Source organism: Neisseria weixii (assembly GCF_042658245.1).
Classification (GTDB): Bacteria; Pseudomonadota; Gammaproteobacteria; order Burkholderiales; family Neisseriaceae; genus Neisseria; species Neisseria weixii.
Map to the genome: position 1 here is coordinate 1 of NZ_JBHSPY010000028.1, position 20101 is coordinate 20101.

The following is a 20101-nucleotide window of genomic DNA, read 5'->3' on the forward strand; positions in this document are numbered from 1 at the left end:
GTCCCGATCTGAATCAGATAGAGAAAAAGCGGGCTTGGATTCGGGCTTGGATTAAAGGTGTTGGGAATCGGCTGAGAATGGCGGATGTGGATTGGCTGTTTCAGGCGTGTATCGATAAATAAGTTTATTTTTCTATATTTTTAGGTTCGCTGGCGCCTATCTCTGTTTCTTTTATGGGTGTGGCTTAAATAAAATGCCGTCTGAAACTTTCAGACGGCCTGTTTGATGGATAAGCTGTTAAATTTTAAGCTGCGCTCGGTAGTTCGTGAAATGCGGCCGGCAAATTGTCTTCGTGGCTGAATTCTACCCACTCGTAATTGTTTTCATCGGCCAAAATGGCGCGCAGTAAGGCGTTGTTGATGGCATGGCCGGATTTGTAGCCTTCGAATGCGCCGATAATCGGGTGGCCGACGATGTATAAATCACCGATGGCATCGAGAATTTTGTGGCGCACAAATTCATCGGGGTAGCGCAAACCTTCCGGATTCAAGATATCCACATCATCAATCACAATGGCGTTGGTCAGGTTGCCGCCCAAGCCGAGATTGTGGGCTCGCATGAGCTCGACTTCCTGCATAAAGCCGAAAGTGCGGGCGCGGGCGATTTCGTCCACATACGATTTGCCCGCAAAGTCGATTTCAAAAGTCGGCGCGCTACGGTTGAACACAGGATGGTCGAATTCGATGGTCAGCGTGACTTTAAAGCCGTCGTAAGGGGTGAAACGTACCCACTTGCCGGTTTCTTTCACTTCCACCGGTTTCAAAATGCGCAGGAAACGTTTTTGTGCTTTTTGGTCGACAATGCCGGCATCTTGCAACAGGTAGATAAACGGCAGACTGGAGCCGTCCATAATCGGGATTTCGGGCGCGTTGAGTTCGATTAAGGCGTTATCTACACCGTAGGCGGATAAGGCGGACATAATGTGTTCGATGGTGCCGACGCGCACGCCGTTTTCGGTGACGACAGTAGACGACAGGCGGGTATCGTTGATTAAGTAAGGCGTGAGTTTGATGATTTCGCCCTGCTCGCCGCTCAAATCGGTGCGGCGAAAGGAAATACCGCTATTTTCAGGGGCTGGATGCAGAGTCAGTGCAACACGTTCGCCCGAATGTAGACCAACGCCGGTGACGCTGATGGATTTGGCAAGCGTTCTTTGCAACATAATGGTTCTCCGATAGTCAATGATCTGATAATACGATAAAAATGAATCAATCAGCCATCACTTTTAATAGTATTTACTTATGATTTCATTAAAGTGCGATAGGCCTTCTGAAAAAATAGTGGGTAAACGGTGGAAAAAAATGTATTTATCCACAGGTTGGGAAAGAAGCAAATAGATTATCCCAGTTTATAATGTGACTTCAGCGTGGGTTAAACCCAGTATAACTTAACATCTATCGTTTTGTTTTAAAATTGCTTTATTAACTTATCCACATTATAATCAGGCCATCATCAAAATCATCTTTTTATTTTAATCAATTTCGAATTTTTGTGATGTATTGTCTTTTATGTTTTGTTTTACCAACAAGGTTTCTTTCAGACGGCCTTATTTGACTGTTTGTTTATTTAAATCAAACATTTTCAAAGTAGTGAAATGTAATGGTAGGTAGTAGTTTTATTTCACGATACAATAAAGACATCAAAAAATTTTCCCCTTTTATGTTAGGAGTACACATATGAGCATTAAAGTTGCGATTAATGGGTTTGGCCGCATCGGTCGTTTGGCTTTGCGTCAGATTATGAAAGCCGAAGGTATTGAAGTTGTAGCGGTCAACGACTTGACCCCTGCCGATATGCTGTTGCACCTGTTTAAATACGACAGCACCCAAGGCCGCTTCCAAGGTACTGCCGAATTGAAAGACGATGCAATCGTGGTCAACGGTAAAGAAATCAAAGTATTTGCCAACCCGAATCCTGAAGAATTGCCTTGGGGCGAATTGGGCGTAGATGTAGTATTGGAATGTACCGGCTTTTTTACCAGCAATGAAAAATGCCAAGCGCACATTCGTGCCGGCGCGCGTAAAGTGGTAATTTCTGCACCGGGCGGCAACGATGTGAAAACTGTGGTATTCGGTGTGAACGAATCAGTATTAGACGGCAGTGAAACCGTGATTTCTGCCGCTTCATGCACTACTAACTGCTTAGCGCCGATGGCTGCCGTGTTGCAAAAAGAATTCGGTGTGGTAGAAGGTTTGATGACCACCATCCACGCCTACACCGGCGACCAAAATACCTTGGATGCACCACACCGCAAAGGCGACAAACGCCGCGCCCGTGCTGCTGCCATCAACATCGTGCCAAACAGCACCGGCGCAGCTAAAGCTATCGGCTTGGTGATTCCTGAATTGAACGGCAAATTGGACGGTTCCGCCCAACGCGTACCAGTGGCTACCGGCTCGCTGACTGAATTGGTCACCGTATTGGAACGCCAAGTAAGCAAAGAAGAAATCAATGCTGCGATGAAAGCTGCTGCAAACGAAGCTTACGGCTACACCGAAGACGAAATCGTGTCTTCTGATGTGGTAGGCATTGAATTCGGCTCATTGTTTGATGCGACGCAGACTCGTGTGATGACCGTCGGCGACAAGCAATTGGTGAAAACTGTGGCTTGGTACGACAATGAAATGTCTTACACCTGCCAATTGGTGCGCACTTTGGCATACTTTGCTGCTAAGATCTAATTCATTTAAATGAACAAAAGGCCGAGACCTTTGTAAAACTCGTAAATTTTTAGAAATCTTTAAACTGTCATTCCCGCGCAGGCGGGAATCCATCTCAACGTTTAGGAACCTTATTTTATTCAATAGCTTGCTATGCTGAGAAATGGATTCCCGCCCGCGGAAAGGACGTCAGTTTTGTGTGCACTGGCTTTTAAAGGAGTTTTGCAAAGATCCAGGTGTAGGAAATTGTCGGGTTGTTTACACTTTTTATGCAAAACAGCTTTTATTTTCTGCCTAAATGATTGTTTTAGGATTGTTGAGCATTATCAAGAACCATGCGGCGTTGCCGTGCCTTTCGGCATTCTTGACAACACTCGAAAATCCCAAAATGGGTCTTCAAGCAAAAAAGCAAAAGTGTAAACAACGCTAGGATTTTCTACATCCCCCAGGCCGTCTGAAAAATAAATTTTCAGACGGCCTTTTTTTATCAGTCCAAGACCTTTGCAAAACTCCCTGAAAAGCCACTGTACAAAGAATCGACGTCATTCCCGCCTGCGAGGAAATGACGGCTGTTTGGATTTTTATGGGTGGTTTATGAGGTTTTGCAACGGCCTCAGCCCATTTATGCTTGATGTAAAGCAATATCGATGATGGTGGCGGTTTGGGATTGAATTTGAAACTTCACTTCATAATCCAAGATGTTCATCACATACACGCGCTCGGGAATGTTTTGATAGGCAGGGCGCGGGTCTTGGGCAATGCTTTGCGTAATCACGTCACGCTCTTTTTTTGATAACGCTGTTTGCAGGGCTTCATTTTGCCACGCAACAGCTAACTCTTGCGGTTTGCCTGTAACAAAGCCGCTGGCGGCATCGGACTTGGCTTCGACAAATGGGATATAGGGTTTGATGTCGATGACCGGTGTTTCATCGAGTAAATCTGCGCCGCTGCAATAAAGTTTCACGGTTTTGCCGGTTTCGATGCGTTCGAGTTTGAGTAATGACAAGCCGAGATGGTTGGGGCGGTGCGGGCTGCGCGTGGCGAAAACCCCCATTTTCTGTTTGCCGCCCAAACGCGGCGGCCGCACCAATGACGACCAACCTTCACCCAATACACCATGAAAAATAAAGCTGACCCATATATAGCCGAAATCTTTCAAGCCACGCACGCTGTCGGCATGAAATTCGGGGTTTAATTCAATGCATACTTCCGCCGCCGGCACCAAGCCAGGCTGGCGTGCCACGCCGAATTTTTGTTTGTAGGGAGAATGCACGCGAGCAATGGTTTCGATGGTGTAAGACATGGCTGGCAAAGAGAGAAAAACCGTATCATATCACAGCAATAAGTCCCAAATCGGGCATGAATTTGATATAATACTCAGGTTCATTTTGCCGATAAACTGCGTGTCAAACAACGTTTCACACATTTTTATGGCGGTAGTTTTGTTAAAATGATAAATTTTATTTAAAATCAAATAGTTATTAATGTTTCACGTGAAACATCACCGCTTATGAAAATTCTGCTTGTCCGTTTGTCCAGTATGGGCGATTTGATTCACACCTTGCCTGCTGTACAAGATTTAGCGCAACAGCGTCCGGATGTGGAGTTGCATTGGTTGAGTGAAGCCAGTTTTGCTGATATTGCCCGCCTGCACCCTTTTGTCAAAAAAGTGCATACCATGAAATGGCGGCAATGGCGTAAAAAATTGATCCAAGCGGAAACGTGGCGTGAAATAGGCCGTCTGAAAACCGCTTTGCAGCAAGAACAATTTGATTTTGTATTGGATAGTCAAGGGCTGATAAAAAGCGCTTTATTCGCCAAAATGGCAAAAGCGCCGATTTACGGTTTGGATCAACACAGTGCGCGAGAAAGCTGGGTAGCGCATTTTTATCAACATCAGTTTGCTGTAGAAAAAGGCAAAAATGCGGTTTGGCGTAACCGTGTATTGTTTGCCCAAATATTCGGCTACAGCCTGCCTGAGCAGCAATCCTTCGGTTTAGAAGTACCCGAAGCAGGCCGTCTGAATAGTTTGCAAACGCCTTATTATGTGGCATTGCATGCCACCAGTCGCGACAGCAAATTATGGCCGTCTGAAAACTGGGTGGCTTTATTACAAAAAATATATGTCGAGCAAAATGCCAAGGTGTATCTGCCTTGGGGTAATACCGCCGAAAAAACACGCGCCGAACAAATTGCCGCCAATCTGCCGTTTGCCATTGTGTGCGACAAAATGAGTTTATTACAGGCAGCGGATTTATTGGATAAGGCAGTAGGCGTGATGGGTGTGGATACCGGTTTGTTGCACTTGGCCAATGCCTTGGATAAACCGGTAGTCGGCATTTATACCGATACCGATCCGTTGAAAACCGGTGTGCAAGTATCACCGTGGGCACAAAATTTGGGCAATGTGGCGAAAATACCGGCGGTTGAAGAAGTTTACCTTGTATTGATGGAATGTATGGCTGCTAAAAATAATAATAATAATAATTAAGGCTGGCTGAAACGAAATACCATCAAAATCACTTAACCGATGTATTGAATCGGCTGAATCGAAATTATTTTTGAAATTCCTGTTTTATATTTTTGAAATTCCTGTTTTAGGAGTATGGAATGAAAGTATTGGTCGCAGTAAAACGCGTGGTCGATTACAACGTGAAAGTCCGTGTCAAAGCTGACGGTTCGGATGTGGATATCGGCAACGTGAAAATGTCGATGAACCCGTTTGACGAAATTGCTGTAGAAGAAGCCGTGCGCTTAAAAGAAGCCGGTAAGGTCAGCGAAATTGTGGCGGTATCCATCGGTGAGAAAAAATGTGAAGACACTTTGCGTACAGCACTGGCAATGGGTGCAGACCGCGCAATTCACATCGAAGCCGATACCAAGCTTGAGCCTTTGGCTGTAGCTAAATTGCTGAAAGCTGTTGCCGATAAAGAAAATCCGCAAATCATCTTGCTGGGTAAACAAGCTATTGACGATGATGCCAATCAAACCGCGCAAATGTTGGCTGCTTTATTGAATGCACCGCAAGCGACATTTGCTTCTAAAGTGAAATTAAATGGCAACGAAGTGATCGTAACCCGAGAAATTGATGGCGGCGAAGAAGTGATTGCATTGAATCTGCCGGCAGTGATCAGCGCCGATTTGCGTTTGAACGAGCCGCGCTTTGTGAAATTGCCAAACATCATGGCAGCCAAGAAAAAGCCGCTGGAAAAAGTCGCTTTGGCGGATTTGGGCGTGGATACCGCCGCACGCGTGAATGTGGTGAAAGTATTGGAACCTAAAGCACGTCAAGCCGGTGTGAAAGTGGCCAGTGTGACTGAGTTGGTCGAAAAATTGAAAAACGAAGCTAAAGTAATTTAAGGGAGCGGAACCATGAGCGTATTAGTAATTGCTGAACACAATAACCAGCATTTGAATCCCGCTACCCTGCACGCAATCAAAGCGGCTGAAAAATTGGGTGAAGTTCATTTATTGGTGGCCGGTAAAGGTGTCGCCACAGTAGCCGAACAAGCTAAGCAAGTGGCCGGTGTAGCGAAGGTATTGGTTGCCGAAGCAGCACATTATGCCGAAAGTTTGGCTGAAGAATTGACCCCATTGGTGGTTAAATTGACTGCCGATTACCGCTATGTTGCCGCTACGGCGACTGCATTTGGCAAAAACCTGTTGCCGCGTGTGGCTGCGGTTTTGGATGTGCCGCAAATTTCTGATTTGACTGAAATTGTGGATAATCAAACTTTTGTACGTCCCATTTATGCAGGCAATGCATTTGAAATGGTACAAACTTCGGCTGAAAAAATGGTGCTGACTTTCCGTGCCACAGCTTTTGAAGCGGCTGCTACAACTGGCGGTAACGCAGAAGTGGTGAATGTAGCCGCGCTTGAGACACAAAACATCAGCCGCTTTGTGAAGCGCGAATTGGCGCAATCCGACCACCCTGACCTAACCCAAGCCAATGTGGTGGTGGCCGGTGGCCGTGCCTTAGGCAGCGCGGAAAACTTTAAACAAATTCTGACTCCGTTGGCGGATGTTTTGGGTGCGGCTATTGGCGCCTCCCGTTCAGCGGTTGAAGCCGAATATGCGCCGAATGATTTGCAAGTCGGCCAAACCGGTAAAGTGGTTGCTCCACAGCTTTATTTTGCCATAGGCGTATCCGGTGCGATCCAACACGTTGCCGGTATGCAAGACAGTAAAGTAATTGTGGCTGTAAATAAAGATGCTGACGCGCCGATTTTTAATGTGGCAGATTATGGCATTGTTGGTGATTTGTTCGAAATCGTACCGCAACTGACTGAAGCATTGAAAAACTAAAGCGTTTCACGTGAAACATTTTTCAGACGGCCTGATGAAAAGGCCGTCTGAAATTTTTCCAGAGTAATCATGACCATCACCACTTATTCCACCATTGCAGCACATGTGCAGGCTGAAATCAAAGACAAAGGCAGCCGATTTATTGCCTATGCGTATCCGATACAAAGTGTGGTGCAGGTTAAGCAATATGTCGATGCTTTGCGTGAAGAGCATCACAAAGCGCGGCATTGGTGCTATGCCTATCGCTTGGGTGTGGATGGTTTGCAGTTTCGTGCCAATGATGATGGCGAACCATCCGGTAGCGCTGGCAGGCCCATTCTCGGTCAAATCGACTCAGCAGGCTTGACTGATGTTTTGGTGGTGGTGGTGCGCTATTTTGGCGGTACATTATTGGGTGTGCCCGGTCTGATTCAGGCTTATAAAAATTCTACTGCCGAAGCTTTAGCCATTGCCGAAATTATTGAGAAAAACATTGAAAAAACGGTTTGGATTCGCTGCGAATATCCGGTATTGAATGATGCAATTCGGATTGCCAAGCAGCATCAGGCTGAAATTATTGAACAAAATCTGCAGTTGGATTGCAAATTAACCGTGTGCCTGCCTTTGGCGAGTTATGAAGCCTGTTTGGCCGCATGGCAGCATACCCGGCAAATTGAGGTCAGTTTTGAAGAAGCATTTTAATCTGCCGTCTGAACATTTCAGATGGCCTATTTATTTCAATGTGCATTTGAGCAATGTTTGATCCATTATGATTTAAAGCTGTTTAAGTGTGTTAAAACAGGCTATAATTTCGCTTTAATCCGATTCAGAAACCAATGTTTTTTTAAAGGAGAAAGCATGAAATTGCTGGTTATTGGCAGTGGCGGTCGCGAACATGCATTGGCGTGGAAATTAGCGCAATCCGAGCGCGTAGAAACCGTATTTGTGGCCCCCGGTAATGCAGGCACGGCAATTGAGCCGAAGCTGCAGAATATTGCTTTAACCTCGCATGCTGATTTAATTGATTTTTGTAATAAAGAAAACATTGCCTTTACCGTAGTAGGTCCGGAAGCACCATTGGCCGCAGGGATGGTAAACGATTTTCGCGCCCAAGGCCTGAAAATTTTTGGCCCTACCCAATATTCAGCGCAATTGGAAAGCTCCAAAGACTTTGCCAAAGCATTTATGGCCAAATACGGCATCCCTACTGCGCAATATCAGACTTTTGAAAAAGCCGAAGCTGCACATGATTACGTCAATCAAAAAGGCGCACCGATTGTGATTAAAGCCGACGGTTTGGCTGCCGGTAAAGGCGTAATTGTCGCGCTTACCTTAGACGAAGCGCATGCTGCCATTGATGATATGCTGCTCGGCAATAAAATGGGCAATGCCGGCGCGCGCGTGGTGATTGAAGATTTCCTGCAAGGTGAAGAAGCCAGCTTTATCGTGATGGTGGATGGTGAAAATGTTTTGCCGATGGCCACCAGTCAAGACCATAAACGCTTATTGGACGATGATCAAGGCCCGAATACCGGTGGTATGGGTGCATACAGTCCCGCACCGGTCGTCACGCCAGATGTATACGAACGTGCCATCAACGAAATCATTTTGCCGACCGTAAAAGGCATGCAGTCTGAAGGTCATCCGTTTAGTGGCTTTTTATACGCCGGTTTGATGATTGATGAAAACGGCGCACCTTATACCATTGAATTCAACTGCCGTTTCGGTGATCCGGAAACCCAACCGATCATGAGCCGTTTGGATACTGATTTAGTTGTTTTGATTGAAGCGGCGATTGACGGTAAATTGAATGAAGTCAACGCCGAATGGAATCCGCAAACCGCTGTCGGTGTGGTATTGGCTGCGGAAAACTATCCGGAAACGCCGAAAAAAGGTGATGTAATTTCCGGTTTGGAAGAAGCCAATCAAATCGGCAAAGTATTTCATGCCGGTACGGCGGTGAACGAAAAAACCCAAGTTATCACCAATGGCGGCCGTGTATTATGCGTGGTCGGTCTGGGTGACGATGTGGCGGCGGCCAAAGCCAAAGCTTATGCGGCTTTGGAAAAAGTAAGCTTCGACGGCATGCAATACCGCAAAGATATTGCGGATAAAGCGATTAACCGCTAATCTGTATCTTTAAAAGGCCGTCTGACAATTCAGACGGCCTTCCTCATTTAGAAAAGATTATGAAACCGTTTCCCCGAATCTTATCTGCCAGCCTGCAAAGAAAGCTCAGCGCCCATTTGAAATCAGGCGGTGTGGTGGCGTATCCGACTGAATCTTGTTACGGTTTGGGCTGTCTGCCTAAGCATGCACAAGGGTTAAAACGGGTGATTCATCTCAAAAAAAGGCCGCAGCATAAAGGCATGATTGTGATTGGCAGCGATTTAGACCAATTGCAACCCTTGATTAAAAGGCCGCCTGAAAACATGCAAGCCTTATTGCAGCAAACTTGGCCGGCAGCAAAAACGTTTTTGCTGCCGTCTGAAAAAAGCGTGTTGTCGTTATTGCGCGGTAAAAACAGGGACAAACTGGCCGTGCGTGTGCCCGCTCATGCCGGTGCACGCCGATTGTGTCATGCTTTGAATACGGCTTTGGTTTCTACATCGTGTAATCGTGCCGGCAAACGAGCCTGCAAAACTGAGCGCGAAGTTAGGAGACGATTCGGGCGTAAAGTGTGGATTATCGGCGGTTTAATTGGTGACCGGAAAGCACCAAGCCAAATTATTGATGGTGAAACGGGTAAACGCTTGCGTTGATATATCTTAAAAATCAGCTAATTATGAAAAAGGCCGTTTGAAAATATGATGTTTTCAGACGGCCTTTTTCTTTGTGGATAATTTTGTGGATTAAAGTTTTTTACCACACACCAATTCATATTGTTTTTCGGTAATCGAGCCACTCATCACACTCATCGGGCGCAAATTGGTGGCGGTGTAGCGTTGGTTGGTCATTGTTTGTCCACGCTCATTCAGTAATTGTAATGCCGTCAAACGGTAGGTTTTGTTGCCGCAATGGATTTCCCAATCGGCTAATGCGGTTTTATATGCAGGCGTGTTGGCGAATTTTTCTTCGCTGAGTTTGGAAATCACTTTACGGTCGCGGAATGTTACCAGCTGGCCGTTACTCTTTATGCTGCTTTTATCCACCGCGACTTTAATATTTCCGTTGGATGTAGTGCCGATGTTTTGCCAATTGCCATTACTCGAGCCACCCGATGAAGCACAAGCAGCCAAAACCAACGCCAAAGAAGCGGACAGACCCAAGCGATACCATTGCATATTCATGTTTACCTCATTCTTAAACCAATCATCGCTATTATGCTTGAAGAGTCAAGATGAAGTAAACCGGCTTTGCAAACCTTACCCTCAGACACGGCATAAATTGTGGAAACTAAGCCATGCATCCGGCGGATAAAACCGTTAAAATAAAGCTTTTCACGCCAACGGACGCATCATGAGCCACCCCACAGCCCGACAAATTTTGCACGAAGTATTCGGTTATCCCGAATTTCGCGGCAATCAGGAAGCGGTGGTCAATACCTTGGCTCAAGGCGAAAGTCTGATGGTGTTGATGCCTACCGGCGGCGGCAAATCATTGTGTTATCAGATTCCGGCTCTGATGCGTGAAGGCGTGGCCATTGTTGTATCGCCGTTGATTGCGTTGATGAACGATCAAGTAGCCAGCCTGCATGCGGCCGGTATTGAAGCGGCCAGCGTCAACAGCAGCACCAGCGGCGACAAAGCGCGTGAAATTGCCGATAAATTGGACGCAGGCCGTCTGAAACTGTTATACGTCGCCCCCGAGCGCTTGGTCACCGACCGCTTTTTGCGTTTTCTCGATCAACAAAAAATCAGCCTGTTTGCCATTGACGAAGCACATTGCGTCAGTCAATGGGGGCATGATTTCCGACCCGAATATCAGCAGCTCGGCATGTTGGCACAACGTTATCCACAAGTGCCGCGCATTGCCTTAACCGCTACCGCCGATGCTGCCACGCGCGCCGACATCAAGCATTATCTTCAGTTGGAACAATCGCCCGAATACATTGCCAGCTTCGACCGCCCGAATATTTATTACCAAGTCATCGAGAAAAACAATGGTAAAAAGCAGCTGCTTGATTTTATCCACAAGCAAATGAGCGGCCAAAGCGGCATTGTGTATTGTCTAAGCCGCAAAAAAGTCGAAGATGTGGCGCAGTTTTTGCACAGCAACGGTTTGGAAGCCATTCCTTATCATGCCGGATTGAGCATGGACGTGCGCGAAGCCAATCAACGCCGCTTCACCCGCGAAGACAATGTGATTGTGGTGGCAACCGTCGCTTTCGGTATGGGCATTGATAAGCCCGATGTCCGCTTTGTTGCCCATCTGGATATGCCGCAAAGTATCGAGCATTTCTACCAAGAATCCGGCCGCGCGGGACGGGATGGTCTGCCTGCTGCCAGTTGGCTGTGTTATGGCCTGAATGATTGGGTATTGCTGCGCGAACGCATTGCCGAAGGCAACAGCGAAGAAGCGCAAAAACAAGTCGAAATGCAAAAGCTCGATACCATGCTGTCGGTGTGCGAAACCACCGAATGCCGCCGTGTATTACTACTGCGCCATTTCGGCGAAACTTCTCAACCTTGCGGCCATTGCGACAACTGCCTGCATCCGCCTACCCGGTTTGATGGAACCGTGTTGGTGCAAAAACTGTTAAGCTGTGTGTACCGTGTCGGCCAACTCTTTGCAGCCGGATACGTTACCAACGTCTTGCGCGGCAAAAGCGACGAATGGATTCTGCGCAATCAGCATAATCAACTATCCACATTCGGCATCGGCGACGACCTGACCGACAAAGAATGGCGCAGCGTCATCCGCCAATGCATCAGCTTGGGTTATCTCACCGTCAATACCCAGCAATATCAATCCTTACAACTTACCGACGACGCGCGCAAAGTATTAAAAGGAGAAGCCGAAGTTTGGTTGCGCCCGCTCAAACGCGACAAAGCCGCCACGCAGAAACCGAAAGAAGAATGGCTGCGTACCGAGCGCGAAGAGCGCATCTGGCAGGCGTTGCGCAAATGGCGCATGGAAAAAGCCAAAGCGGCGGAAGTGCCGGCTTATGTTATCTGCGGTGACAAAACCCTGCGCGACGTGGTGGAAAAGCTGCCGCAAAATCTAACTGAATTACACGAAATCTACGGCTTGGGCGAAGCCAAAATCAACAGCTTCGGCTTGGAAATCTTGGAAGTATGCCAAACCGCTGTTAATGGGCAAGACACGCCGTCTGAAAACGCAAACGAAAACATTTCAGACGGCCTGACCAGCGAACGCGACAAAATCATGTGGCAAACCCTCACCGCATGGCGCGGCAAACAAGCCCAAACCGAAGGTGTAGCCTTAAAAAAAATCTTGAGTGACGATACCCTGCTCGACCTGATCCGCCTTACCCCCGAAACCGATTTGGACTTACAAGGTGTACACGGCTTGGGCCAAGTCAGCATCGGCCGTTATGCCACCGATATCTTATCCGTATGTTATCCCTTCTCCGATTCCCTAGAAGATAAAGCGGTAAGCACACGCAAACTCATGCGTGAATTGCTCGAATGGTGCACCAAAACCGCCCGCCTTGAATACATCGAGTCGCACCAGATTTTCAGCAAAGTTACCTTGCGTGCCATTGCCGCCAAAAAGCCGAAAACCATGGACGCATTAGCAGAGATTCATGGCGTAGACGAAGAAAAGCTGGCGAAGTATGGGGAAGCAATATTAGAGATTGTGGGTGAGTTTTAAATCAATGGGTAAGGCCGTCTGAAAAATAAGCTCAGCAGTATTGCTATGAATCTAAAGCCTTCAATTAAAATTTCTTCTATTAAATTTAATTTAAAAACAACAATCTAGAAAAAATTTCAAAAAATATTGTCAGTTTTATAATGCCGTTTCGTCTAAATTTTCGTTAAACAAATTAAAACGGAACGGATAATTTATGAAAGAAGCCACTTCTTGGCAAGCTTACTGGTGTTGCGTTTGTTTACTGCGTATGAATTTTTTGAGGCAGGTTTAGAAAAATGGCGTGGTGAGAACTGGTTTGCTGAAATTGCCGAGAAATTTCCACCTCCCTTTTTATGGTTCTCACCAGAAATCAATTGGCAATTGGCGATGTTTGCCGAATTGATATTGCCTTTGCTTTTGCTTATCGGTTTGGCTACCCGCTTTGCGGCGGCCGGATTGATGATTTTGACATTAGTCGCTTGGGCGGCAGTACATGCCGGGTTGGGCTACAACGTCGGTGAAGGCGGTTACAAAATGGCATTGATTTATGCGGTAGTGCTGTTGGCCTTGCTTTTACAAGGAGCGGGACATTTTTCTTTGGATGCTTTAATCGGCCGCCGATGCCGTCTGAAAAGTAGTTTGCTTGGTTAGATTTATAGTCTCAAAACGGACTCAAAACGTTTTATTTCATATTTAATATACTCTTTTGGAAAGGAAAAAACATGATTAATAAAAAAACTGCTGCTGCGTTGGCGAGTGCACTGTCTCTGTCTTTGGTGGCTTGTGCTCAGGCGACTGAAAAAATTTCAGCAAAGCCAGCTGCTGCCAAAGCCTCTAAAGCCAAAGCTGGTGAAGGTAAATGTGGCGAAGGCAAGTGCGGTGCATCTGCTGCTCAAACTAAAGCTGCCGAAGGCAAATGTGGTGCTGCTCCTGCAAAAACCAAAGCTGCTGAAGGTAAATGCGGTTCTAAATAACGGTACGTGCTGTTTTAGGCCGTCTGAAAAGGCGGCTATAACGGCATCTTTTTTGATGCAAGATTTTGAAGATGCCGTTTAAAGCCGATTTAATTCAAGACCGGGGTTTTATTATAAAACAACAAACGAATACAACGGGTTTACATTAAGCCGGCCATTTGAAAACATAGGAACAATCAATCATGATTCAATATACAGGTTTAGGTTATCGCCGTGATTTAGCGGAAGATTTTCTCAATCTGCCTGATGACAGCCCTATTGCGTTTATCGAAGCCGCCCCTGAAAACTGGTTGAAAATGGGTGGCCATGCACGTAAACAGTTTGACCGCGTAACTGAAAAGCTGCCGCTTGCTTTGCATGGGTTGTCGCTTTCCTTGGGCGGACAAGCGCCGTTGGATACCGATTTAATTGCCGGTATCAAACAGATGATGCAGCAATACGATTGCCGTTTTTTCTCCGACCATTTGAGCTATTACCATGATGGCGGCCATCTTTATGATTTGCTGCCATTGCCTTTTACCGAAGAAATGGTGCATCACACTGCCGCGCGGGTGAAGCGGGTGCAAGATATGCTCGGCTGCCGTATTGCAGTGGAAAATACCTCGTATTACCTGCATTCCCCTTTGGCGGAAATGAATGAAGCCGAATTTTTGAACGCTGTGGCCGACGAAGCCGATTGCGGCATACATTTAGATGTGAATAATATTTACGTTAATGCAGTCAATCATGGTTTGCTCATGCCTGCCGATTTCCTTGCCCAAGTCAATAAAAGCCGCGTATGTTATCTGCACATCGCCGGCCATGACCAAGAAGCAGAAGATTTGTTGATTGATACCCACGGTGCGCCTGTGTGTGGCGATGTGTGGGATTTGTTGGCCGATACCTATGCCGCATTGCCGCATATTCCGCCCACTTTGCTCGAACGCGATTTTAATTTTCCGTCGTTTGAAGAATTAACTGCCGAAGTGGGTCGCATCCGCGATTACCAGCAAAACGTACAAAAGGCCTATCTTCATGTCTGAAACGTCCGCCGAATATCAACACCGCTTTGCCGCCGCTATTCGGGCGGGCGGTAATGCACAGGATTTCGACAGCCATCGTTTAGCTGTTTATGTGCGTTTGGTGCACAACAATATCCACAGCTTTATCGACCGTTGCTATACCGAAACACCGCAATATTGTGATGCTGAAAGCTGGCAGGCCGCTAAAATAAAGTTTATCCGCGAAGGTCAGGCGCAATCGCCTTATTTTCAGGAAATTGCCGGGAATTTTTACAATACTGCCGCCAGCGTCACTTATTTTCAGACGGCCTGTTGGCATTGATGGATTTCGAGCACACCCAGCTTTTGGCAGAAACCGCCATCATTGGAGACACCCGTCCGTATGATGCCGAGGCGGTTTATACCTTGTCGGAGGCAGCATTTCTGCGCCATTACGATTATGCCGTGCATCAGGATTTGAGTGAGAGCCAAACTACACTGTTGGTGTGGCGCAATCCGCAAGATGTCGTTTGGTATCGTGAGGCCGATGCCTTTACCGCTTTATTGCTGCAAACGTTATCGGAAAATCCGATGAATTTGGCTGGCGTGCAAGCCATGTTGGCCGAATGGATGCCGTCTGAAAATCCGCATTGGGCAGAAGAATTGGCATCACGTTGGCAAACATGGCACGCAGAAGTTATTTTGGCGGAGCAGCAGCCATGAGCCTGAGCAGTTTAAGCCAACGCCAACTCGATGAAATCCGCCGTCATTTGGTGCGTTTTGCCTGTATTCAGTTGCCCGATCAAACCGATTTGGCCGAAGATCTGGTGCAGGAAACTTTTTTTCAGCATATCGTGCGGAAGAAAGTTTTAAAGGCGAAGCGCACGTCAAAAGCTGGCTGTTTGCCATTTTGAAAAACAAAATTATCGACAGCCTGCGCCAAAGCGGTTGTCGGCGTGCGGTGTTTATCAGTCATGAAAAAGAAATGTTTGATGAAGCCTTTGACAATTTGTTCGACAGCCAAGGCCATTGGCAGGAACATGGTCGCCCGAGTAGCTGGGCATCACCCGAGCAAAGCCTGAATGAAAAACATTTCTATATCGTATTGGAAGCGTGTTTGTACGGATTACCGGAAAACACCGCCCGCGTGTTTATGATGAAAGAAATTCTCGGCTTTGACAGCGCCGAAGTCCGCACCCAATGCAGCCTGTCTGCCGCCAATTACCACACCATCATGTACCGCGCCCGAGAAGGTTTGCGCCAATGCCTGCAAATCAAATGGTTCAATCAAGGATAACACCATGAGAAACTGCAAACAGATTACCCGGCTGCTCTCCCGGCAGCACGATGAAGGGATACTCCCTCTCAAGCAGCAATTACGTGTGCATATTCATTTATCTATGTGCCGCGATTGCCGTGAATACCGCAAACAACTCGACACTATAGAACGGGGTTTACGGCAGATGTTTGACGGCAAAAAAGCCGAATAGGCTGTCTGAAACCTTCGCTGCCCATTGTTTCGTTTTAACATTGATGAGGCCGTCTGAAAGCATATAAATCTTTCAGACGGCCTCATCACTTACCTACAATCCCTTACCCAAAAAATGCTAAAATAACACCTTATTTTCCAAACCTTTTCAGACGGCCTCATGCTCACCGATTTAGAAAAAAACGCCATTCGCGACCACTACCAAAACATCAGTAAAAGCCTGCCGCATTTCCGTCCGCGTGCTTCACAGCGGGAGATGATTGCCGCCATTGCCAATGCCTTTTCGCGCACGAAAACGCGCGAGGAGGGCGGTGAAGCGCCGCAGCGCGAAGGCGAGAGCATTGCCGTGATTGAAGGGCCGACCGGCGTGGGCAAATCGCTGGCCTATCTGTTGGCCGGCGGCATCATGGCGCAAACGCGTGGCAAGCGGTTGATTGTGTCGAGCGCGACCGTGGCCTTACAAGAGCAATTGGTAGAACGTGATTTACCGTTTTTGGTGGAAAAAAGCGGTTTGGAACTCAGCTTTGCCTTGGCCAAAGGGCGCGGCCGCTATCTTTGCCCCTACAAACTCTATCAACTCACCCAAGGCAACGCGCAGCAAAACCTGCTCGGTTTTGAAGCGCCGACCGTGTTATGGGACAGCAAACCCAAGCCCGAAGAAATCCAGCTTTTGCGCGAAATGGCCGATGAATTCGGCGCGCGCCGCTTTAATGGCGACCGCGACACATGGCCGGAAAAAATCGATGATGTGATTTGGTTTAAAGTCACCAACGACCGCCACGGCTGCCTGAAATCGGCCTGCCCCAACCGCGCCGAATGCCCGTTTTATCTGGCACGCGATACACTGGAAACGGTGGATGTCGTCGTTGCCAATCATGATTTGCTGCTGGCCGACATCAGCATGGGCGGCGGCGTGATTCTGCCTGCGCCGGAAAACAGTTTCTACTGCATAGACGAAGCGCATCACCTGCCGAAAAAAGCCTTGAGCCAGTTTGCCGCCGAGCATTCGTGGAACACTGCCGTGTGGACTTTGGAAAAACTGCCGCAAATCACCAATAAAATCGCCGCCCTCACCGACAAAACTGAGCTGGCGAATTTAGCCGACGAATCTGCCGTGTCACTGCTCGACAGCCTGCATGAGTGGCAGTTCCACCTTGCCGAAGAGCCCAAACTCGGCCTCAACGCCGGCGAATACGACAGCGACACCGGCCGCAAAAGCAGCGAACCGATGTGGCTGTGGGAAGACGGCAAAATCCCCGAAGATTTGGAATTGCTGGTGTCCAACACCGGCGTGGCCGCGCGCAGCCTGCTGAAACACGTTTATGGTCTCAACGATGCCCTATCCGCCAGCCGCCGTGACAAAGAGCAAGACGGCGCATTGGTCGACCGCCTGAGCAGCGAATTCGGCCTGTTTGTCGCCCGCATCGAACAAATCGGCGCCGTGTGGGATTTGTTTTCCACCGTGCCGAAAGAAAAAGAAGAGCCGCTGGCCAAATGGATTACCCGCCGCGTGGACGACAAAAACGACTACATTTTCAACGCCAGCCCCATCAGCAGCGCCAGCCACCTTGCCAACAGTTTATGGCGCCGCGCCGCCGGTGCCGTGTTGACTTCGGCTACCCTGCAATCTTTGGGCAATTTTAACCTGCTGCTGCGCCAAACCGGCCTGATTTGGTTCCCCCAAGCCACCACCCTCGCGCTGCAAAGCCCGTTTGACTTTGAAACACAGGGCGAGCTTTATATCCCGCCGATTTACGCCAGCCCGAAAGATCCCCATGCCCACACCGCCGCCATTGTCGAATGGCTGCCCAAGCTGATTGCCGCCAACCAAGCCATCGGCACGCTGGTGCTGTTTTCCTCGCGCAAACAAATGCAGGATGTCGCCCTGCGCCTGCCCGAAGAATACCTGCCCCTGCTGCTGATACAGGGTGAATTGCCCAAAACCGTGTTGCTGCAACGCCATTACCAAGCCTTGAGCGAAGGTAAAGCCAGCATCATCTTCGGCCTCGACAGTTTCGCCGAAGGTCTCGATTTACCCGGCGAAGCCTGCGTGCAGGTCATCATCGCCAAACTGCCGTTTTCCATGCCCGACAACCCGATTGAGAAAACCCAAAACCGCTGGATCGAACAGCGCGGCGGCAACCCCTTTATCGAAATCACCGTGCCCGAAGCCAGCATCAAACTCGTCCAAGCCGTCGGCCGCCTCATCCGCACCGAACAAGACTACGGCCGCGTCACCATCCTCGACAACCGCGTGAAAACCCAACGATACGGCCAGCAGCTTTTGGCTTGTTTGCCGCCGTTTAAGCGGATTGGGTAGTGTATGGGGTCGTGCTTGACGCATAATTAGCTGCTGTGTATAGTTTTGGTATACAAATAGAAGATTACACATGATTAAAAGCTTCAAGCACAAAGGTTTGGAAAAATTCTTTACTACCGGCAATAAAGCAGGCATTCAGGCCGCGCATGCCGTGAAACTTTCCATCTTGTTAGCAGCATTGGATTCTGCGGTCAAAGTGCAGGATATGAATGTTTCCGGTTGGCATTTGCATCCACTCAGTGGCAATTTAAAAGATCATTGGAGTGTAAAGGTAAACGGTAACTGGCGCTTAACCTTCCGATTTGACGGTACAGATGCCGAAATTGTCGATTATCAGGATTACCATTAAGGATAAAAAACATGCGTATGCACAATCCCCCTCATCCCGGCTTGGTTTTGCGCGAATACTTGGCCAAAACCAGCGTAACCGAAGCAGCCAAACGCTTGGGCGTAACACGCGCCGCACTTTCACGCATTCTTAACGGGAAAGCCGCTATTTCCGCCGATATGGCTGTGCGATTATCCATTTTATTGAACACATCGGGAGAATTGTGGCTCAATCTACAAAACAAATATGATTTATGGCAAGCCGAACAAATCCCACACGATTTTGTTGTGCCCTTAAATGTGGCTTATGCGGGATAATAGTAGTCATTAAGATAAGGCCGTCTGAAAAATTTTTTTCAGACGGCCTGTCCCTATGGTCATGATGATGCAGGCAGCGGCAAAGTTTGCCAATCAGCCTGCCCAATCCGCCGCTATTTTGCCGCGCCGATTTTCTCCTGCGTTTTCACCAAAATCCCCACGCGGCGGTTTTTGGCGCGGCCTTCGGGGTTGTCGCTGCCGTCGCTGTTTTCGTTTTCGGCCACGGGGTCGGTTTCGCCTTTGCCGGCAACGGTGAATTCATTGGCCAGCCCTTTTTCCACAAACCATTTTTTCACGGTCTCGGCGCGCTCGAGCGAGAGTTTTTGATTGTAGGCATCGTCGCCTTTGCTGTCGGTGTGTCCCGTTACGGCCACTACGCCTTTGCCTTTGTTGCGGATGATTTCGGCGGCTTTTTCAAGCACGGGCACGGCTTCGGATTTGAGTTCGGCTTTGTCGAAGTCGAACAAAACGTCGGACGACATGTCCAGCTCCAAGCCCTGCGCGGTTTCTTTGGCGGTCAGACCTGTGATGTTGCCGGTGAGCTGCGAACCCGTGCCGCCGAGTGCGCCCGATGCGGCGGCCGCGCCTGCGCTGCCGCTTGTGAGCGAACTGCGTACGGCGGTGAGTTTCTGAGGCGGCGGCGCGTTTTCGGCGGCGCGGATTTCGGCCGGGGTGTGGGTTTCGCTGCTGAGGCCTGCGGCTTCGCTGTCTGTCTGAACCTGCGCTTGCGCTTCGACTATTTGTCCGTTGTGGGGCGGCGCGGGCTGCTCTGCGCTTTGCTGCTGTCCGCAGGCGGCAAGCAGGGTTAGGGCGAAAATCGGGAACAGGGTTTTCGGGGTCATGGTGTCGGCCTTTTGATGGTTTTCCGTTGTCGGTTTTTCAACATTCAGGCCGTCTGAAAATGCGGCAATGCCGTAGGCCGGCAGCATCAACCCCTTAAAAAGGCAATACGCGGATTGATGCCCTTACGTTTTCAGACGGCCTTCGGC

The 20101-nt window shown here is 48.4% G+C and carries 21 protein-coding genes and 2 pseudogenes; 19 read left to right on the forward strand and 4 right to left on the reverse strand.

What is annotated here, in order from left to right:
- Nucleotides 1–244 precede the first annotated feature (244 nt).
- Nucleotides 245–1162 (reverse strand): UDP-3-O-acyl-N-acetylglucosamine deacetylase, encoded by a 918-nt coding sequence (gene lpxC / locus ACFPVS_RS10890; protein WP_123804695.1) that lies wholly within the window; start codon nt 1160–1162, stop codon nt 245–247.
- A gap of 514 nt (nt 1163–1676) precedes the next feature.
- On the opposite strand from lpxC, the gene gap reads away from it, so the two are divergent.
- Entirely contained in the window at nt 1677–2681 is a 1005-nt protein-coding gene (gene gap, locus ACFPVS_RS10895) for a type I glyceraldehyde-3-phosphate dehydrogenase (protein ID WP_123804696.1), read from the forward strand.
- Between the two features lie 601 nt (nt 2682–3282).
- Here gap and tsaA read toward each other — a convergent pair.
- Nucleotides 3283–3963 carry a tRNA (N6-threonylcarbamoyladenosine(37)-N6)-methyltransferase TrmO gene (gene tsaA, locus ACFPVS_RS10900; RefSeq protein ID WP_123804697.1) on the reverse strand — a complete coding sequence of 227 codons (681 nt, stop codon included), beginning with the start codon at nt 3961–3963 and terminating at the stop codon, nt 3283–3285.
- A gap of 207 nt (nt 3964–4170) precedes the next feature.
- Between tsaA and waaC the strand changes: the two genes are divergently transcribed.
- From waaC to ACFPVS_RS10930, 6 genes are all read left to right on the forward strand, one after another.
- The gene (waaC, locus tag ACFPVS_RS10905) at nt 4171–5151 is read left to right on the forward strand and encodes a lipopolysaccharide heptosyltransferase I (protein ID WP_378595755.1); all 981 of its coding nucleotides are present in this window, start codon (nt 4171–4173) and stop codon (nt 5149–5151) included.
- Nucleotides 5152–5270: 119 nt separating this feature from the next.
- Complete coding sequence (locus tag ACFPVS_RS10910; protein WP_378595756.1) at nt 5271–6020, forward strand: electron transfer flavoprotein subunit beta/FixA family protein; 750 nt, start codon at nt 5271–5273, stop codon at nt 6018–6020.
- 12 nt (nt 6021–6032) lie between these two features.
- Nucleotides 6033–6968 (forward strand): electron transfer flavoprotein subunit alpha/FixB family protein, encoded by a 936-nt coding sequence (locus ACFPVS_RS10915; RefSeq protein WP_123804700.1) that lies wholly within the window; start codon nt 6033–6035, stop codon nt 6966–6968.
- A 69-nt stretch (nt 6969–7037) separates the two neighbouring features.
- Nucleotides 7038–7649 carry an IMPACT family protein gene (locus tag ACFPVS_RS10920; protein ID WP_378595757.1) on the forward strand — a complete coding sequence of 204 codons (612 nt, stop codon included), beginning with the start codon at nt 7038–7040 and terminating at the stop codon, nt 7647–7649.
- A gap of 156 nt (nt 7650–7805) precedes the next feature.
- Nucleotides 7806–9077, forward strand: a complete 1272-nt coding sequence (gene purD, locus ACFPVS_RS10925) for a phosphoribosylamine--glycine ligase (RefSeq protein ID WP_123804702.1) — start codon at nt 7806–7808, stop codon at nt 9075–9077.
- 59 nt (nt 9078–9136) lie between these two features.
- A complete protein-coding gene (locus ACFPVS_RS10930) occupies nt 9137–9709 on the forward strand; it encodes an L-threonylcarbamoyladenylate synthase (protein ID WP_123804703.1) in 573 nt (190 codons plus the stop codon).
- A 90-nt stretch (nt 9710–9799) separates the two neighbouring features.
- On the opposite strand, the gene ACFPVS_RS10935 is transcribed toward ACFPVS_RS10930, so the two are convergent.
- A complete protein-coding gene (locus ACFPVS_RS10935) occupies nt 9800–10237 on the reverse strand; it encodes a surface-adhesin E family protein (RefSeq protein WP_378595758.1) in 438 nt (145 codons plus the stop codon).
- A gap of 169 nt (nt 10238–10406) precedes the next feature.
- Between ACFPVS_RS10935 and recQ the strand changes: the two are divergent.
- From recQ to ACFPVS_RS10995, 12 genes and pseudogenes are all read left to right on the forward strand, one after another.
- Nucleotides 10407–12198, forward strand: a pseudogene (recQ, locus tag ACFPVS_RS10940) (DNA helicase RecQ); the annotation flags it as partial.
- A 77-nt stretch (nt 12199–12275) separates the two neighbouring features.
- On the forward strand, nt 12276–12725 hold the full coding sequence (locus ACFPVS_RS10945; RefSeq protein WP_378595774.1) for an HRDC domain-containing protein: 450 nt from the start codon (nt 12276–12278) through the stop codon (nt 12723–12725).
- A gap of 210 nt (nt 12726–12935) precedes the next feature.
- A complete protein-coding gene (locus tag ACFPVS_RS10950) occupies nt 12936–13355 on the forward strand; it encodes an HvfX family Cu-binding RiPP maturation protein (protein ID WP_378595759.1) in 420 nt (139 codons plus the stop codon).
- 74 nt (nt 13356–13429) lie between these two features.
- Nucleotides 13430–13678 carry an HvfA family oxazolone/thioamide-modified RiPP metallophore gene (locus ACFPVS_RS10955; protein WP_378595775.1) on the forward strand — a complete coding sequence of 83 codons (249 nt, stop codon included), beginning with the start codon at nt 13430–13432 and terminating at the stop codon, nt 13676–13678.
- Nucleotides 13679–13860: 182 nt separating this feature from the next.
- On the forward strand, nt 13861–14700 hold the full coding sequence (locus tag ACFPVS_RS10960) for an HvfB family MNIO-type RiPP peptide maturase (protein WP_378595760.1): 840 nt from the start codon (nt 13861–13863) through the stop codon (nt 14698–14700).
- Nucleotides 14693–15001: an HvfC/BufC family peptide modification chaperone gene (locus tag ACFPVS_RS10965; RefSeq protein ID WP_378595761.1), complete on the forward strand. Its 309-nt coding sequence runs from the start codon at nt 14693–14695 to the stop codon at nt 14999–15001. Before ACFPVS_RS10960 ends, ACFPVS_RS10965 begins: the two co-directional genes overlap by 8 nt.
- Nucleotides 15001–15381, forward strand: coding sequence for an HvfC family peptide modification chaperone (locus tag ACFPVS_RS10970; RefSeq protein ID WP_378595762.1), 381 nt, complete (start codon nt 15001–15003; stop codon nt 15379–15381). The genes ACFPVS_RS10965 and ACFPVS_RS10970 overlap by 1 nt, the downstream gene beginning before the upstream one ends.
- Nucleotides 15378–15955: pseudogene (locus ACFPVS_RS10975) on the forward strand (sigma-70 family RNA polymerase sigma factor). Before ACFPVS_RS10970 ends, ACFPVS_RS10975 begins: the two are co-directional and overlap by 4 nt.
- 4 nt (nt 15956–15959) lie before the next feature.
- The gene (locus tag ACFPVS_RS10980; protein ID WP_378595763.1) at nt 15960–16148 is read left to right on the forward strand and encodes an anti-sigma factor family protein; all 189 of its coding nucleotides are present in this window, start codon (nt 15960–15962) and stop codon (nt 16146–16148) included.
- Nucleotides 16149–16307: 159 nt separating this feature from the next.
- On the forward strand, nt 16308–18467 hold the full coding sequence (gene dinG / locus ACFPVS_RS10985) for an ATP-dependent DNA helicase DinG (RefSeq protein WP_123804711.1): 2160 nt from the start codon (nt 16308–16310) through the stop codon (nt 18465–18467).
- Between the two features lie 70 nt (nt 18468–18537).
- Nucleotides 18538–18816 carry a type II toxin-antitoxin system RelE/ParE family toxin gene (locus ACFPVS_RS10990; RefSeq protein WP_123804712.1) on the forward strand — a complete coding sequence of 93 codons (279 nt, stop codon included), beginning with the start codon at nt 18538–18540 and terminating at the stop codon, nt 18814–18816.
- 11 nt (nt 18817–18827) lie between these two features.
- Entirely contained in the window at nt 18828–19112 is a 285-nt protein-coding gene (locus ACFPVS_RS10995) for a HigA family addiction module antitoxin (RefSeq protein ID WP_378595764.1), read from the forward strand.
- A gap of 113 nt (nt 19113–19225) precedes the next feature.
- Here the strand turns inward: ACFPVS_RS10995 and ACFPVS_RS11000 are convergent, their stop codons facing one another.
- Nucleotides 19226–20041, reverse strand: a complete 816-nt coding sequence (locus ACFPVS_RS11000) for an OmpA family protein (protein WP_378595765.1) — start codon at nt 20039–20041, stop codon at nt 19226–19228.
- Between the last annotated feature and the right edge of the window lie 60 nt (nt 20042–20101).

What these genes read in the sequence shown, in the direction of transcription:
- lpxC (WP_123804695.1), bottom strand. Translation starts at nt 1,162, where the DNA reads ATGTTGCAAAGAACGCTTGCCAAATCCATCAGCGTCACCGGCGTTGGT.
- ACFPVS_RS10930 (WP_123804703.1), top strand. Translation starts at nt 9,137, where the DNA reads ATGAAACCGTTTCCCCGAATCTTATCTGCCAGCCTGCAAAGAAAGCTC.
- ACFPVS_RS10970 (WP_378595762.1), top strand. Translation starts at nt 15,001, where the DNA reads ATGGATTTCGAGCACACCCAGCTTTTGGCAGAAACCGCCATCATTGGA.
- waaC (WP_378595755.1), top strand. Translation starts at nt 4,171, where the DNA reads ATGAAAATTCTGCTTGTCCGTTTGTCCAGTATGGGCGATTTGATTCAC.
- ACFPVS_RS10945 (WP_378595774.1), top strand. Translation starts at nt 12,276, where the DNA reads ATGTGGCAAACCCTCACCGCATGGCGCGGCAAACAAGCCCAAACCGAA.
- ACFPVS_RS10965 (WP_378595761.1), top strand. Translation starts at nt 14,693, where the DNA reads ATGTCTGAAACGTCCGCCGAATATCAACACCGCTTTGCCGCCGCTATT.
- dinG (WP_123804711.1), top strand. Translation starts at nt 16,308, where the DNA reads ATGCTCACCGATTTAGAAAAAAACGCCATTCGCGACCACTACCAAAAC.
- ACFPVS_RS10980 (WP_378595763.1), top strand. Translation starts at nt 15,960, where the DNA reads ATGAGAAACTGCAAACAGATTACCCGGCTGCTCTCCCGGCAGCACGAT.
- purD (WP_123804702.1), top strand. Translation starts at nt 7,806, where the DNA reads ATGAAATTGCTGGTTATTGGCAGTGGCGGTCGCGAACATGCATTGGCG.
- ACFPVS_RS10995 (WP_378595764.1), top strand. Translation starts at nt 18,828, where the DNA reads ATGCGTATGCACAATCCCCCTCATCCCGGCTTGGTTTTGCGCGAATAC.
- ACFPVS_RS10920 (WP_378595757.1), top strand. Translation starts at nt 7,038, where the DNA reads ATGACCATCACCACTTATTCCACCATTGCAGCACATGTGCAGGCTGAA.
- ACFPVS_RS10915 (WP_123804700.1), top strand. Translation starts at nt 6,033, where the DNA reads ATGAGCGTATTAGTAATTGCTGAACACAATAACCAGCATTTGAATCCC.
- ACFPVS_RS10910 (WP_378595756.1), top strand. Translation starts at nt 5,271, where the DNA reads ATGAAAGTATTGGTCGCAGTAAAACGCGTGGTCGATTACAACGTGAAA.
- ACFPVS_RS11000 (WP_378595765.1), bottom strand. Translation starts at nt 20,041, where the DNA reads ATGCTGCCGGCCTACGGCATTGCCGCATTTTCAGACGGCCTGAATGTT.
- ACFPVS_RS10935 (WP_378595758.1), bottom strand. Translation starts at nt 10,237, where the DNA reads ATGAATATGCAATGGTATCGCTTGGGTCTGTCCGCTTCTTTGGCGTTG.
- tsaA (WP_123804697.1), bottom strand. Translation starts at nt 3,963, where the DNA reads ATGTCTTACACCATCGAAACCATTGCTCGCGTGCATTCTCCCTACAAA.
- ACFPVS_RS10990 (WP_123804712.1), top strand. Translation starts at nt 18,538, where the DNA reads ATGATTAAAAGCTTCAAGCACAAAGGTTTGGAAAAATTCTTTACTACC.
- ACFPVS_RS10960 (WP_378595760.1), top strand. Translation starts at nt 13,861, where the DNA reads ATGATTCAATATACAGGTTTAGGTTATCGCCGTGATTTAGCGGAAGAT.
- gap (WP_123804696.1), top strand. Translation starts at nt 1,677, where the DNA reads ATGAGCATTAAAGTTGCGATTAATGGGTTTGGCCGCATCGGTCGTTTG.